General features: G+C 65.4%; 14 protein-coding genes and 2 pseudogenes. 6 read left to right on the forward strand and 10 right to left on the reverse strand.

What is annotated here, in order from left to right:
* Positions 1 to 130 precede the first annotated feature (130 nt).
* Complete coding sequence (locus tag EDD90_RS10775; protein WP_123972817.1) at positions 131 to 616, reverse strand: hypothetical protein; 486 nt, start codon at positions 614 to 616, stop codon at positions 131 to 133.
* Here EDD90_RS10775 and EDD90_RS10780 point away from each other — a divergent pair.
* Positions 534 to 836: pseudogene (locus EDD90_RS10780) on the forward strand (IS30 family transposase); the annotation flags it as partial. The gene EDD90_RS10775 and the pseudogene EDD90_RS10780 sit on opposite strands and share 83 nt — an antisense overlap.
* Before the next feature lie 4 nt (positions 837 to 840).
* Complete coding sequence (locus EDD90_RS10785; protein ID WP_123972818.1) at positions 841 to 1,161, forward strand: integrase core domain-containing protein; 321 nt, start codon at positions 841 to 843, stop codon at positions 1,159 to 1,161.
* Between the two features lie 171 nt (positions 1,162 to 1,332).
* Here EDD90_RS10785 and EDD90_RS10790 read toward each other — a convergent pair whose 3' ends face one another.
* Complete coding sequence (locus tag EDD90_RS10790; RefSeq protein WP_123981126.1) at positions 1,333 to 1,899, reverse strand: transposase; 567 nt, start codon at positions 1,897 to 1,899, stop codon at positions 1,333 to 1,335.
* Positions 1,815 to 2,318: a winged helix-turn-helix domain-containing protein gene (locus EDD90_RS10795; protein ID WP_260328714.1), complete on the reverse strand. Its 504-nt coding sequence runs from the start codon at positions 2,316 to 2,318 to the stop codon at positions 1,815 to 1,817. The genes EDD90_RS10790 and EDD90_RS10795 overlap by 85 nt, the downstream gene beginning before the upstream one ends.
* Before the next feature lie 580 nt (positions 2,319 to 2,898).
* Here EDD90_RS10795 and EDD90_RS55280 point away from each other — a divergent pair.
* Positions 2,899 to 3,102, forward strand: coding sequence for a hypothetical protein (locus tag EDD90_RS55280; protein ID WP_185149033.1), 204 nt, complete (start codon positions 2,899 to 2,901; stop codon positions 3,100 to 3,102).
* Here the strand turns inward: EDD90_RS55280 and EDD90_RS10805 are convergent.
* The 7 genes from EDD90_RS10805 to EDD90_RS10840 all read right to left on the reverse strand — a co-directional run bounded on the left by EDD90_RS10805 (position 3,089) and on the right by EDD90_RS10840 (position 10,748).
* Positions 3,089 to 4,660: an ISL3 family transposase gene (locus EDD90_RS10805; protein ID WP_185149034.1), complete on the reverse strand. Its 1,572-nt coding sequence runs from the start codon at positions 4,658 to 4,660 to the stop codon at positions 3,089 to 3,091. The genes EDD90_RS55280 and EDD90_RS10805 overlap by 14 nt on opposite strands.
* A 495-nt stretch (positions 4,661 to 5,155) precedes the next feature.
* Complete coding sequence (locus tag EDD90_RS10810; protein WP_123972820.1) at positions 5,156 to 6,148, reverse strand: LuxR C-terminal-related transcriptional regulator; 993 nt, start codon at positions 6,146 to 6,148, stop codon at positions 5,156 to 5,158.
* Positions 6,141 to 7,217, reverse strand: coding sequence for a hypothetical protein (locus EDD90_RS10815; protein ID WP_123972821.1), 1,077 nt, complete (start codon positions 7,215 to 7,217; stop codon positions 6,141 to 6,143). The genes EDD90_RS10810 and EDD90_RS10815 overlap by 8 nt, the downstream gene beginning before the upstream one ends.
* A 357-nt stretch (positions 7,218 to 7,574) precedes the next feature.
* Complete coding sequence (locus EDD90_RS10825) at positions 7,575 to 8,786, reverse strand: beta-ketoacyl synthase (RefSeq protein WP_123972822.1); 1,212 nt, start codon at positions 8,784 to 8,786, stop codon at positions 7,575 to 7,577.
* Positions 8,786 to 9,016 carry an acyl carrier protein gene (locus EDD90_RS10830; RefSeq protein WP_123972823.1) on the reverse strand — a complete coding sequence of 77 codons (231 nt, stop codon included), beginning with the start codon at positions 9,014 to 9,016 and terminating at the stop codon, positions 8,786 to 8,788. Before EDD90_RS10830 ends, EDD90_RS10825 begins: the two co-directional genes overlap by 1 nt.
* 44 nt (positions 9,017 to 9,060) lie before the next feature.
* Entirely contained in the window at positions 9,061 to 10,077 is a 1,017-nt protein-coding gene (locus EDD90_RS10835) for a beta-ketoacyl-ACP synthase III (protein ID WP_123972824.1), read from the reverse strand.
* A 356-nt stretch (positions 10,078 to 10,433) separates the two neighbouring features.
* A complete protein-coding gene (locus EDD90_RS10840; RefSeq protein WP_123972825.1) occupies positions 10,434 to 10,748 on the reverse strand; it encodes a hypothetical protein in 315 nt (104 codons plus the stop codon).
* A 733-nt stretch (positions 10,749 to 11,481) separates the two neighbouring features.
* Between EDD90_RS10840 and EDD90_RS10845 the strand changes: the two genes are divergently transcribed.
* From EDD90_RS10845 to EDD90_RS10855, 3 genes and pseudogenes are all read left to right on the forward strand, one after another.
* A protein-coding gene (locus EDD90_RS10845; RefSeq protein WP_260328716.1) for an IS5 family transposase occupies positions 11,482 to 12,287 on the forward strand; the annotation gives its coding sequence in 2 pieces (ribosomal slippage) (positions 11,482 to 11,812 and positions 11,812 to 12,287; 807 coding nt in all).
* A 32-nt stretch (positions 12,288 to 12,319) separates the two neighbouring features.
* Entirely contained in the window at positions 12,320 to 12,541 is a 222-nt protein-coding gene (locus tag EDD90_RS10850; protein WP_123972827.1) for an MbtH family NRPS accessory protein, read from the forward strand.
* Positions 12,542 to 12,740: 199 nt separating this feature from the next.
* Positions 12,741 to 13,464 (forward strand): annotated as a pseudogene (locus EDD90_RS10855) (transposase family protein).
* The last annotated feature ends 433 nt before the right edge of the window (positions 13,465 to 13,897 follow it).

Genomic DNA, 13,897 nt, shown 5'->3' on the forward strand with positions numbered 1-13,897 from the left:
GCCTCGGCGAACTGCACGATGACTTCGGAACGCTCCAGACTGACACGTGATGGAACGGTTGGAGTGGTCGTCACGCCCCGGGGAGTCTCAATGCGTGAAGTCAAGCAGTGCGTTCCTGGAACGCTGTTTCTTATGGTGCTTCTGCACACGCACGCTGGAAGGAAGTAAAGGCCGCATCAGCGGAGCCAGCAGGGAACACCAGCGAGACGGTGACCCGGTTCGCCGTCGTGATGACGTAGTGCTGTGCCAGGTAGGAGAGATCACCCCAGCTTTCTCGGGCATGGGCTCGCATCAGGATCTGGCCGCATCTCGTGCAGGCTATCCAGGGAACGAGAACGAGACCGGCCAGATCTTGTTCGGCTACACCCGTTGCCTCGGGAACGATGGTTTCGTCGCCTTCGATCAGCTTCAGGGAGCCTGGTTTGCCTTCATCACGGCACTGAAGGATCTGGCGCGTGAGGGCCTCCCGCGCTGGGCAGCGAGGCGGTTCAGCCCCGATCAGCGCGCCAGGCGGCTGACCGCCCAGCTCGAAGCCCGAGCAACTATGGCGATCGCTCACCTGGGACCGCGGCAAGGAGCTGTCGGCGCACGCCCAGTTCACGATCGAGACCGGCATCCCGGTCTACGTCGCCGATCCGCACAGCCCCTGGCAGCGCGGCACCAACGAGAACACGAACGGCCTCCGCCAATACTTCCCGAAGGGAACTGACCTTTCTCGATGGGCGGCTGAGGATATCGAGGCGGTCGCTGCCACGCTCAACAGCCGGCCCCGGAAGAGTCTCGGTTGGAAGACGCCAGCCGAAGCCCTCAACGACCATCTACTATCGATCACATAAGCCGGTGTTGCATCCACTGGTTGAACCTGGTGAGTACACGAGTGACGAATTCCGCAGCGAAATAGGCAAGTTGCGCATGAGGCAGTCGATGGGGCGCGTCGGCTCTTGCTACGATAATGCCGCCGCGGAAAGCTGGTTCGCCATCCTGAAAGCAGAGATCGGGACGACCATGTGGGAGACCCGCGAGGCCGCCCGGGCCGACGTTTTCCGTTACGTCGAGGTCGAGTACAACCGCAGCCGGCTCCGTCGGCACCCCGACTACGGGTACGTCACCCCGCTCGAAACGAGATCCTTGCTCAGGCAGAACCTCGTCCCGGCAGCGTAAACACCCGCTGTCCACTTCGCGGGGGGAACTTCATTGTTCCTGTCGCTTAGCTGCATCTTGGCTCTGGATCGCCTGCTGTCACGTCCAACGTTCGGCTCGTCCTGAGTTGCCCGAAAGTCGTACGGGACTGCCTGGGAGTGCGGGCGCGGGTGCTCTACTGACTTCGGCTCGTCAGGGTGACTTTGGATCGTCGAGGGCCAGGCTGGTGCCGGCTATGAAGCCGTCGAGGGTTTCTAGCCGGTACTGGAGGCGCTTGAGCCGGTTGCGTACGAAGGTTTCGAGTCGGTCCAGGGCGACGGCGGCGAGGTTGGCCAGACTGCGCTTGACGTGCGCCCATACCCACTCGACGGGGTTGAGGTCGGGTGAGTAGGCGGGCAGCAGGAACACCGTCAGCCATGCACGCTCAGCGATCAGCTCGCCCATGGTGCGGGAGAGGTGGGTGTTCAGCCGGTCCCACACCAGCACGATCGGTGCCTTGACGAGGTGGTGGACGCCGTCGATCAGGGCGATGAAGTCCCGCTCGCCCATGCTGCGGCGCTTGTCCTTGCCCGCTCGGTGGGTGCGCAGGCGGTGGCACAGCCGGGTGCGGGAGCCGGGCCGCATGGCGATCAGTCCGGCCACCGACAGGCGCCCCGAACGGCGGCCGCTGACCGTCACGATCGGGGTGCGGCCGCGCCGGCCCCAGGTTCGTCCTTTGGGCGGCCGTCGGGTGAACCCGGCTTCGTCCTCGAAGCAGATGTAGCCTCCGCAGGCCGCCCGGGCTCTTTTACCTCGGCCCAGGTCGCCTCCTTCCACGCAGTCACGGCCTGCTCGTCGCGTTCGGCGACCCGCCGCGCGGGCACCTGCGGGCTGAAACCGAGGCGGTGCATCAGCCTCGTGGCCCCCGAGACGCTGTAGGAGATGTGGAACTTCCTGCCGATCAGCGTGGCCACCCTCGCCGCGGTCCACACCTGGTCCTCCACCCAGCCGTGCGCGGCAGGCCCCTGCTCGAGATACACGGCGAGTTTCTCCCGACAGCGCGGTGACAGACGGCATCGCGACCCGGCCGAGCCACGGGAGGCCAGAGCCTCACGACCGCCGTCCCGCCACAACTTGTGCCACTGGTAGGCCGTTTTCAGGCTCACCCGCAGGTGTCTTGCGACCTCCGACGGCTTGATCTCCTACTCGAACAGCTCGGCCGCCTGCATCCGTACCGTCTCCCGGCGTTGCCGCCCCGCAGCGGTCAGCCCGCCCCCATCCGCATACCTCACACACCACGGGATACAGCCACCGCTTCGAGCCCATCAGGGACTTCGCGAAGATTCACCCTGACGAGCCGAAGTCAGTAAATGTGGCGAAGTGCGCGCCCTCGATGGGGAATTGCTGACGACGGCGAGCTGTCACCTGGGGAAGGCCCGTGCCCCTTGGCCTCTGTGGACGGTCAGCGATTTTGGCTCTGTCCGCAGTTCCGTGAATGATCTTGCGGGTGCGGCTTCTGGTCGTGTGCAGGGTTTGTAGCGGCGTGTCAGGTCATGCGGGCGTCTGCGGATCTTCGCGTCCGAGCATGTCGGCGAGAGGAGTCCCGATTCGTGCTGCTGCGATTCGACGTGCTCGCAACTGGGCTCGGGTACGGGGGCGGAACTTGGGTTCCTTGCCGCAGCCGCAGGATTCGCGGCCCTCGTAACGCAGTCCGGCGTCCAGCACGGCAGCCACGACGGTCCACGCTTTGGTGTCTCGGCGCCGCGGTGCCGCAAAGTCATGGCCAGCACAGAGCATTGGCTCGGCGCATCGGGGACATCGGTGTCCGCCGGGCCCTGGGTGCTGCTTGAACGCGACGCGGCAGGGCACGCACACGTAATGCAGCTTGTAGGGCTTCTCGGCGTAGTAACACACGAGACGAACGTACCCGGCATGGTGGCGGCTGACGAGGCGTTTTTCATGGTGCAGTTCATGGCCGGGTGAGGATGCGGGTTCGCAGGAGTTCGAACGAGGCCCGGCCATACATTGCTCTCTTGAGTGTTTTGACCCGGTTCACGTTTCCTTCGACAGCACCGGAACTCCACGGCAGCGTGAGTCCGGCGGTGACAGCGTCGAGGTCCTGGCGGAGGAAGCCGGCGAAGCCCTGCATCGGCTTCGGTGCGTTTTGTTCGGCCTGGCGGATCCACTCCAGCAGCAGGAATCCGCGCCGGTGACGCACCAGATCTGCGAAGGCCCGGGCGAGGTCGCAGGCCCGGGTGATGTCCGGGCAGGCGAGCCGGACCTGAAGGAGGCGCTCGTCCTGGCTTTCGGTGAGCGTCTCCCGGGGCCGCATGATCCACGAGGTGATCTTGCGAGGGCTCGGGATGTCGGCCCGGATCGGTTCGGCGGTGCCCGTGCGGAGGGCGGCGAGGTGTTTGCGGACGACCTGGCGGCTGCCTCGGTAGCCGCGATCCTGGATCTCCAGGAACAGCTGTGTGCCGCTGACCTGGCCCTGCGCCTCGGTGAAGCGAGCGTTGAGGTATGCCTTGAAGGGCTCCAGGACGCCGTTGGGGCGGCGGTCGCGGGCGGAGGCCAGCAACTCGTCGAGGTCGGTGTCGCGAAAGCGGCGCACGGTCTTGCGGTCGAGGTTCAGCCGGCGGGCGATGGCGCTGATCGTCCAGCGTTTCTCCAGCAGGCGGTGGATGTCCTCGTGGCGGTGGCGGGTGCGTTCGATGATCTGGGTGCGGGGCAGTTCCGCGGGCGGTAACAGCATCGGCTCCACTTCGGGTACTTCGGTCGCCGTCTTCTCCTCGGCACGTTTGCGCAGGCAGTCGCGATGCTGGTGGCAGGTCTTCTCCACCGCGGCGGACAGGTTCTGAAGCAAATGCCAGCGATCGGCGACTTCCAGGGCATTGGGGGCGGCTTCCTTGACCGCCTTGGTGTAGGCGGTGGCGCGGTCCCGGCAGATGATCTCGGCTCCGGGATGCTCGGTGAGCCAGGCCGCGAACGTTTCGGAGGTGCGGTCGGGCAGTACGTCCACGACGTGGCCGGCCTCGACGTCGATCAGCACGGTGCCGTAGGTGCAGCCCTTGCGGAAGGCGAACTCGTCCACCCCCAGCACCCGCGGCGCACGGTCCGGCACCGCCGGCGCCGTCAGCAGCCTGAGCAGCCGGGTTCGGCCCGCGGTGAGCCGCAGGCGTCGGCACAGCCGTGCGGCGGGACGGCCGCCGAGCTCGATCGCGATCGACCGCAGCCAGCCCGCCAGCCCGGTACTGGAACGGCGGTAGCGCGTGGACAGACCCGGCACCTGCTCGACGAACGTCGCACGGGAACAGCTCCTGCGGTCGCAGAAGTACCGGCGCACCCGCAGCCGGACGACGACTCGGCGTGACCCCAACGGCCGCTCATCCAGGGTGCGTTGATACGTGCTGTGTACGCGGCGGGCCTGTTTACGGCAGTTCGGGCACCGGCCTGGACGGGCCGTCGACACCGCCTCCACCACCAGGATGCCGGAGGAGTCGCACACCCCCTCCACCCGCACATCGATCCCGGGAAACAGCACATCCTCAATCGTCTTGCTCGCCACAGCAGGAAATACGTTGCCGAAACGATCCCGCGTTCCTGCCGCTGACCTGGGGATTCACGGAACTGCGGACAGAGCCGCGATTTTTCCCCAGCTTCCGAGACTTCGTGGTCACCGATTGGGCCAGGCCGGCGGGTCGCGAGTCTCCAAGGGGAGGTTGACCGTGACGAGAGTCCCGCCCATCCCTGTATCAGGTGGTTTGGGCGATTGGTAGTCGTTCCATCTGAATCGTTTGGGTTCTCCTTGGGCATGTCCGTGCCGGGTTGAGGGGCCTGGCCGTCTCGGAGTCGCCGTCCCTCGACCGACGGGCCGAGGGGTCGATTGACACTCTGGATGGCAGGCGCGCCTGGACCCAAGCCCACGTCGAGGCCTTCCGCTTCAAGCGCTGATCGTTCACATCCGACTCTCCATCGGTCGCCGTAGCTCACACCACATCAGTTACACCAGTGGCTTTGCAGGCCCGGAAAGGGGTGGTCAGTCGTGGTCGATCGGTAGTAGGCCGAGCTGGACTGCCCGCTTGCCCGCTTCGAAGCGGCTCCGTGCCTGGAGCTTATCCAGGAGATCCGCCACGGTGCGCCGGATGGTCCGTGCGGAGAGTCCCATGCGTTTGGCGATGGCTTCGTCCGTCATCCCCTGGGCGAGTAGTTCGAGGGTCTGGGTGTGCTGCCGGCTCAGCTCCTCCACGGATCCGCGGGTAGGCTGGCCGAACGGGGTTGCGGCAGTCCACATGGCCTCGAAAAGTCCGCACAGAGCTGTGAGGATGCTGTCGCGTCTGACAATGAGGGCTCCCTGCCGGGCATCGTTGATGGTGGTGGGCAGGACTGCTATCTGGCGATCGGCGATGATCATGCGAATAGGGAGCGTGGGGATGGTTCGCACCGACGCGCCTTGTTCGGTGAGCCAGGTCAGGTGACTGCGAGTGCAGGCGTCATGCTTGATGCTGTCGAGGTAGATGGTCCGCATGCGGACGCCTTTGTCGAGGATGGTCTGATTGGCCGCGCGGCCGGCCGCCAGGTCCACTGCGGAGTGAGCACCACCTGGGGCGAACGTCATCACCTCGCTATGAGCCTGCTCACCGAGTTCCATCAGGAAGGAGTGGATTCCCTCGGCCGGGATAACTTCCTCGCCCGGTGCGTTGCCGGGCGCGAGGTGGGCGCATTCCGCGATCAGCTGGGCGGCTGCTGCTCTGGCCGCCTCAATGCGCTGATGATGGGCTGCCAGATCGGCCTGGTGCCGTTGGAGCAGCAGCGTCATGGCGCGTTCGGGGCTCACCGGGAAGAAACCGCTTACGCCCTGCGGATACGGACGGATGACTGTCAGCTTGGCGAGGTGGTCCAGGCATGTACGCACCTGCGCGGTCGGCACTCCCAGGCGATTGGCTATGTGATCGACGCCATCGCCTGGGTGGACCAGCATGATGCGGTAGACATCCTCGGACAGGGAATCGAGACCCAATGGCTCAAGCATCGGCCAACGCCGCGGTGAGTACGAGACCTTGGCCCACGACGACGTCTGGCTTGCCACCGCGTGCCTGCGTGAGGCTGATGGTTCTGCCGTGCTCGTCAAGAAGACTGTCGTCCGGTATGGGCGTCTCCGGCGTGGCCGTGCCCGTGGGAAGCTCCACGGCATCCAGGCCAGCTTGGTCGTCGCTGACAGCCTGCTGCGTGTCGGCCGGGACCTGCTTCACCGTGCCCGCGACGAGTACCCCGACCTGCTCGGCGATGGTGCTGCTTGGGGTCGCCACAGAGCTGAGACCTTTAAGTGACGAGGAACAGTGGGCACGGCCGTCGACGTGGTGAGTGGGTGCGCCCCTTAGAGATCCCGACACCACCCATAGTCGCTCCTCGTGTCGCGCGTGCCTGTGGAGCGGTGTGGCCGAGCCCGTGGCCTCGACGGCGTCGGTAACGTCATGGCGTCCTTCGGTCTTTGCTGCGGAGGTGAGGGTGACTCGCAGATCTTGCCCCAGGATGTACTGGCGGGCCCAAGCACCGCCGACCGCAGGTGTGAAGAGACTCATGGTGCACGGCTCCTTGCTTGCGGCGCCGATCCGACTGTCTGCGGCTTCCTGCTGGAACGACCGGCCGAACAGGTCCTGGGTGAGCTTCCAGCCCTGGGGGCCGGCGAGAGACGGCACTTGCTTGCCTGCCTTGTGCCAGCACACGTTGTGGTCCTCTACTTCTTGGCCGGTCCGGTCTTTGGACACAGGGGGCGTCGCTGCAACGTGGAAACCGATCCACTGCGCGGTCGCACTGCCGATGTAGCCCCGGGCGCCGGCCGGGTGGATCGCTTCCTTTTCCTCTTTAGTCTTCGCAGTGGTCTGAGTCGACTTTCGCCCCGAATAGCTTGTGTAGCCCCGACTTTGCACGCAGCTGGCGACCAGAGCCTCGTTCGTCCGGTACAGCAGGATGTCCTCGGAGGTGTCATAGGTGTCAGTCCGTCGTACCCCGTGACGGGCGCTGTCGCAGAAGCCGAGACGACCGGCGGGGCTCAGCGCCGCATCCGCCGCACCGCCGACCAGGCCCGCGGAGCATCGCATCCGCTGGTCAGGAGGCCAGTGGCGATTATCGTCGCACAGGCCGTGCTCGTGGCGTGCCGTACGCCTCGCTGTGCGAAACCCCGTTCGCCGGGCCGGAAGTTCCTCACAAGGGGTCACCCACGCGGTTCCTGTCGTTTGAAGGGCGTCGAGTCTGTGGCCGCTGCCCATGCTTACGGGGAGCTTAAGGAGATCGCCGCAGCGCAGTCTTGAACGGCAGCGACGTTCCGGTGGAACGTTTGCGACACGAGCGAGGCCTGGACAAGGAGAACCAGTCCACCTCGCACAGAACGGACATGATGGCCAGCCGGGTCGGATCCGAAAACAGACGGTTCAGGCCCGGCGGCTGGTGACGAGACGTCAGGGTGGTGCGATGGCGAGTACGGCGTTGTGTCCACCGAAACCGAAGGAGTTGCTGAGCGCGAGGGGCACCGGAGTGGAGACAGCCGTGGTCGGGACATTGAGGTGAATATCGGAGTCCAGCGTCTGCAGATTGGCCGTTGGAGGGGTGATCCCCTGCTCGACGGCGAGGACCGTGAAGGCGGCCTCGACAGCACCGGCGGCGCCGAGCAGGTGACCGGTTACGCCCTTCGTCGAGGTGACATAGGGATGGTGGGGGAAGTTGCGCTCCAGCATGACGGATTCGGCCAGGTCGTTCTGGCGGGTCGCCGTGCCATGCGCATTGATGTGTGCGACATCGCCCGGAGTCGCGCCGGCGTCGCGCAGCGCGGCAAGGACCGCGGATTGCGCGCCCGCGCCCTCGGGGTGTGGTGATGTGATGTGCAGGGCGTCAGAGGATGCCCCATAGCCCGTGATCAGGCCCCGGATACGAGCCTTCCGCGCTTGTGCGTCCGCGATCCGTTCGAGGATGAGGATGCCGGCCCCCTCCCCCGCGACGAAACCGTCCCGGTCGGCGTCGAAGGGGCGGGATGCGGCGGCCGGGTCGTCATGTCGACGGGAGAGGGCCTTCATCTGTGCGAAACCCGACATGTACAAGGGAGTCAACCTGCCCTCGCTGCCGCCGGCGACGGCGATGTCGCAGCGGTCGAGGATGAGCAGGTCGCGGGCCATGCCGATCGCCGTCGTCCCCGAGGCACACGCGGTTGCGGTCACGAGGCTCGGGCCGGCGGCGTTGAACTCGATGGAGACGACACCGGCGACCATGTTGATCAGGTGCTTGGGCAGCAGCAGTGGGGAGATAGCCTTGGCGCCTCGTTCAGCGAAGAGCGCGTACTGCTCATCTAGTGTGGTGATGCCGCCCTGACCGCTTCCAAGGACCACCGCCACCCGCGCTCCATCCCACGTGCGGGGATCGAGACCTGCATCCTGGAGCGCCTCATTGACTGCGGCGACGGCGAGTTGAGTGACGCGGTCCATGCGCAGTGCCCTGCGGGCCCCAAACAGCTCGTCGGCATCGAACCCGGGAACGAGACTGGAGATGCGCACCGGGCACCCGTCAAGTGACGGGTCGATGGCAGCTGTGGGCTTTCCGTTAGTTATGGCGTCCCAGCTCGCTTCCACACCGATACCGCCAGGTGTGACAAGACCGAGGCCGGTTACGGCGACATCCATCAGACGTTCCCGCTCTGCTGTTCCAGCAGACCGGCGAGGTCTCCGAGGCTGGTCCTGCCGAAAATCTCCTCGCTGCTGATGGAGATGCCCAGTTCGCTCTCCAGATACAAGGACAGCTCAACGATGGCCAACGAGTCGAGCTCGATGTCCTCCAGGGTCGCCGTCGGCCGGATCACCTCGCGATCTACCTTGAGGTTGGTGACGAGGACTTGCTTGAGCTCTTCATACATGGTGTTTCCTTCCCTTCTCTGGGTATGCAGTGTCGGCATTTCGGTCAGTGCGCTGGGAGATCGGGCCATATCAAGGTGGTTGCACCCCAGGTCAGACCCCCGCCGAAGGCGGTGAGCAGGACCTTGTGGCCCGCAGTCAGGAGACCGGAGTCCGCCGACTGGGCCAGCAGCAGGGCGAGGGAGGCGGCCCCGGTGTTACCCACGTGCTCGATGTTGGACAGGCACCGGTCCGGCGGGAACTCCAGGCGGGTGGCCAACGAGTTCAGGATGCGGGCGTTGGCCTGGTGGACGGCGAATCGGTCGATGTCGGTCATGCTCCATCCGGCAAGCCGGGCGGCCTGGGCGGATGCTTCAGTCATGCGTGTGACGGCGTGCCGGTAGGTTTCGCGTCCCTGCATGCGGAAGAAGAAGTCCTCCGCGCGCGGCTCCGTTCCGGATACGCGTTGCCGCGCACCGCCGGCGGGCACTTCGATCAGATCGCTGTGCGCGCCGTCGCTGTGCAGCACCATCGGCCCTATGGCGCCCGGTTCATCGACGTGACCGGCACGCAGCACCACGGCCCCCGCGCCGTCTCCGAAGATGACAGCGGTGGAGCGATCGGCGGGATTGATGAGGGTCGAGAACGCATCGGCCGTCACCAGGAGGACCCGATCGGCGGCATGGGAGGCGATCAGCCCCGCTGCCGTGGCCAGTCCATACAAGAAGCCGGAGCATACTGCGGCGATGTCGAAGGCCGGCACCTCGTGCAGACCGAGCCGGGCGGCCACGTCGGGCGCGGTTGCCGGACAAGGCCTGTCCGGCGTGGTGGTGGCCAGAACCACGGCGTCGACCTCGCCGGTCCCGGCGGATTCTAGCGCGCGCCAAGCCGCTTCGACGGCAAGGTCGGATGTTGCCACGCCTGGTTGCACGATGTGCCGGGTAGCGATGCCCGTGCGGGCACGGATCCATTCGTCGCTGGTGTCGAGACCGCCGGCGATGAGGTCCGCGTTGCTGATTCGAGTCGGCGGCACGTAGGCCCCGATGCCAATGAGCACTGCGTTTCGGTGGGATGGGCGTCTCATGCGTCTGTTCCTAGCGTTCTCAAGGCCTTGTCAGGAGAGTTGATGGGGTGTGATGTAGCGGCCGGGGGACGGGTTTGTGGACCAATCCGTCTGGGCGACGTCATCCGCGGCACCCCACGCGCCACCGGCTGGGCCAACACCGCCAGCGCCCGACAAGCCCACACCGACCCGACCGCCGTCCTCGGGCTCCATGGCATCACGTGATCAAACCGGACATCCTTCATCCAGGGAACCCTCCGGGGCCTTTGGGGCCTGCACATAACCGCATGCCCAGGCCGTACCGCAGGGATCACGATCCGCTGAGCCCCTCGGACACTACGAGTTCAACGTGAGCAACAGCTGTCCGCCTCCCTCCATCAGCTGTCACCAGCGGCGAAACGCCGCTCGTAGTACTGATCCACCATCGCCACCCCCTGATGCGTCCAGCCCATGCCGGCCAGCTCCTCCGAGGCATCCAGCGCTCGCTCCAAAAGGTCAAGAGCGCGGCCCTCGGCTTCCACTAATGAGGTTGCTAGGACGAAGAGCCCCAACACCATTTCCCCTTGCGGGTCTGAGGTCACGGAGACGTGCTCCACTCCGTCCGCGGCCCGGATCGCTGCAGCAAGTGCGGACACCTGGGATGGAATCCCTCCGCCTGAGCCTGACTTGAGTCGGATATTGACCAAGTACATACGTCTACCATAGACCTACGGATACGGCTCGTCTTGATCGACGGATTGCCGGTTTATGACGTGGCCTAATCCGGACAGCTCATCACCGCTCCCATCGGTCAGCGGGTCAGCGCCCCGCCAGTCCTAATTGGGACAGTGCAACTTGAGGACAGTGCGAACCCCTTGAGGCCTCTATCGCATCCGACAAGACTCACCTCATCGAGCAGTCCACAGGTCAGCTCCCTTAATTCGTCCTCACACCCGCAGGAGCGTCGGTGAATACTTACTCTGGTACGTACTCTTGGATCTCGCCCAGCGACCTCACCTGGGGCGGCTGATTCAGCCCCCACCCTGAATAGTCGCCCTGACTGAGCACGTCAGTGGCCTCGGAACCAGAGAACGTCGTCGTGTCTGATTTTGGGCCTGTAACAGCGCTGTCAAACCCCAGGTTCTATGGACTCCGTCAACCCACTTCTCCGCAGACTCGCAGGTGCGCGACATGCTGCGGCTGTCGTCCAGCAGCTGCGGCCGGAAGAGATCAAGGATGGACTGGACCGGCTCGCGGACTTCGTTCATGAGCAGTCCGAGCAGTCCGCCATCTGACGAATCAGACCTGGTGAGGAAATCCTCAGTTCCAAAGGAACCGCTGCGCAGCGTCCCGGGGAGCCGCGACGCAAGCAGACAACAAATACTAAGAGCTTGTCTCACGTGGCGTGAGATGGATGCAGCATGATGCCTTGTCATGGGTGTCGGTCTGTCGCAGCGGTTGGTTCCTGACGAACTCTGGTCGCTGGTCGCTCCGTTGCTTCCGTCATTCGCCTCCCGTCCGCAAGGCGGGGGCACGGCCCCGTGCGACGAGCGAGCCGTGTTCACCGCTGTGGTGTACGTGTTGACCAGCGGATGCGCATGGCGGCACCTCCCCGAGACCTTCGGGGTTTCTCCCGCCACCGCGCACCGCCGGTTCTCCGCTTGGACCGAGGCCGGACTTTGGAGGCGGTTACACCGAGCAGTCCTGGACGAGCTCGGTGCGCGCGGTGAAGTGGACTGGGCTTCAGTGATCGTGGACGCTGCCTCTGTCCACGCGAAAAGGGGGGATCGCTGACCGGGCGTAATCCGGTCGATCGGGGCAAGAAGGGCAGCAAGCTACACGTCCTGTCCGACGCTCAGGGCTTGCCCTTGGCGCTCGGTGTGTCTGGTGCGAACGTCCATGACAGTCAGGCTTTGCTGCCGCTGGTCCTGGGCATACCCGCGATCCGGTCGCGGCGCGGGCCGCGCCGGCGCCGTCCCGGCAAGCTCCGCGCGGACAAGGCCTACCACTCCGCCGAACACCTGAGGTGGCTGCGCAGCCGCGGCATCGTCCCCCGCATCGCCCGCCCGGGAATCGAATCCAGCGAGCGGCTCGGCCGACACCGCTGGAAGATCGAACGGTCGCTCTCCTGGCTATTCGGCTACCGCCGCCTCACCGTCCGTTACGAGCGGAAAGGCACGCACTTTCTCGGCTTCCTCGGTCTCGCGGCCGCACTGACCTGCTACAAGAAGCTGACCAACCTCACCACGTGAGACAAGCTCTAAATCGGAAAGAGGAACAAAAAGTGAATTCTTTTGATGCTCCGGACGGCCAGTTCCTGGTTCTCGTCAACGACGAGAACCAGCACTCGCTATGGCCCGCGTTCATCGAGGTCCCCAGGGGCTGGATGGTCGTCCACCCCGCCGACACCAGGCAGTCCTGTCTTGACTACATTGAGGCCCACTGGGATGACCTGCGCCCCAAGAGCCTCATTGAGAGCATGGAGCGACCCAGCTCCGTCTGCTGACCTCAAGCCGAATGGGCACGGGCACCCATGGTTCTACCAGTGCCCGGTTGACGGCCCCGTTGCCGGGCTGGCCTGCCTCCCGCACGCTGGGGCAACGACGGCCACCTCCATGACGAAAGGCTGCCTCGCAAGCCTGTGGGCTGGGCGGCATTGGTCTGAGCGTGCAGCTGCTGTCAGCGGAGCGTCATGAACGACAGGGCTGCGCCCGGCCCAGTTCGGGTGCCTGGTCCAGGCGGTGAAGTACCGCGGTGTGCGGGCACTGGACCCGGCCAGGCCCGGTCACCCATGGACCCTGTCCATGGAAGACAGGGTGCTGCTGGTAGCGGTGTGCTACCGGACGAACCTGACGACGCGACAGCTGGCCCCGCTATTCGGTGTCTCGCAGGCGGCCGCCCATCGGATCACCGACCGGCACAGCCTGTTCCTGACCCTGGCACGGACCCGCCTTTACCCCATAGCCGACGAGGTGGTCATTGTCGACGGCACCTTGGTTCCGACCCAGGACCGAAGGGTCGCCGCCCCCGTCGAAGAACTACCACCACTCGGCAAACCTGCAGATTCCCACCGAGGCGCGCACCCGCCGGGTCCTGGCCGTAGGTCGACCCGTGCCCGGCAAGCGCAACGACTGCCAGCATTCGCCAACTCAGGGGTCGACGCCGCCTAGCGGCGACCCGGTCGCGCTGGCCGACGGCGCCCACCGCGGCACCGGCACACTCTCCCGCACCGACGCAAGCCCGGCCAAGATCTGCCTGACTGGCAGAAGGACACCAACCGCTCCCACCGCTGGGTGAGAGCACGAGTCGAACACGCCATCTGCCGCATGAAGAACCGAAGATTCTCCCCGGCTGCCGACGCAGGGCCTGGGCTTCTACCGGGCAGCCGGCGGCATCGCCGGGACGCACTACCTCGCCCTCGCCGACTAAGGTCAGACCCCACGACCAGGCGTATGTCCTCGCACAGCCAGCCGAGTTACGAGACGACCTTAACCCCAATCGCTGCAGCCTGCGGTGATTCCGCACTTCGGGTAGAACTCCGCAGCGTAGTACCGACTTGGACATCTCTCCGCCCCTTCTTCCATTTTCAGCTCGATGCGCCTAATTGGTGCCGTCGTATTTCTGGCATCCAAGTCGGGGCGGCGGACGGACCATTCTCGCGTTCCCGCTGGAGTCGGTGCCGCCGTGCGCGTTCCGAACTCCATACGTGCTCACGGTCGTCCGATCGCGAGCGCGAGCTGCCTGTCAATCAACTCGAACTCAATCGGCTTAACCGCGCACCGGACCTAGGCACTGGGCCTGTTAGGCGCTCTTAGGCGTAATTCGACCATAGGCACACTCACATGAGGTCTGAAGATGTCAC

The sequence above is a fragment of the Streptomyces sp. Ag109_O5-1 genome (assembly GCF_003814875.1).
In the GTDB taxonomy this organism is placed as follows: Bacteria; Actinomycetota; Actinomycetes; order Streptomycetales; family Streptomycetaceae; genus Streptomyces; species Streptomyces sasae.

What these genes read in the sequence shown, in the direction of transcription:
- EDD90_RS55280 (WP_185149033.1), top strand. Translation starts at nt 2,899, where the DNA reads ATGGCCAGCACAGAGCATTGGCTCGGCGCATCGGGGACATCGGTGTCC.
- EDD90_RS10815 (WP_123972821.1), bottom strand. Translation starts at nt 7,217, where the DNA reads ATGCGATGCTCCGCGGGCCTGGTCGGCGGTGCGGCGGATGCGGCGCTG.
- EDD90_RS10835 (WP_123972824.1), bottom strand. Translation starts at nt 10,077, where the DNA reads ATGAGACGCCCATCCCACCGAAACGCAGTGCTCATTGGCATCGGGGCC.
- EDD90_RS10775 (WP_123972817.1), bottom strand. Translation starts at nt 616, where the DNA reads ATGCCGGTCTCGATCGTGAACTGGGCGTGCGCCGACAGCTCCTTGCCG.
- EDD90_RS10810 (WP_123972820.1), bottom strand. Translation starts at nt 6,148, where the DNA reads ATGCTTGAGCCATTGGGTCTCGATTCCCTGTCCGAGGATGTCTACCGC.
- EDD90_RS10825 (WP_123972822.1), bottom strand. Translation starts at nt 8,786, where the DNA reads ATGGATGTCGCCGTAACCGGCCTCGGTCTTGTCACACCTGGCGGTATC.
- EDD90_RS10830 (WP_123972823.1), bottom strand. Translation starts at nt 9,016, where the DNA reads ATGTATGAAGAGCTCAAGCAAGTCCTCGTCACCAACCTCAAGGTAGAT.
- EDD90_RS10840 (WP_123972825.1), bottom strand. Translation starts at nt 10,748, where the DNA reads ATGTACTTGGTCAATATCCGACTCAAGTCAGGCTCAGGCGGAGGGATT.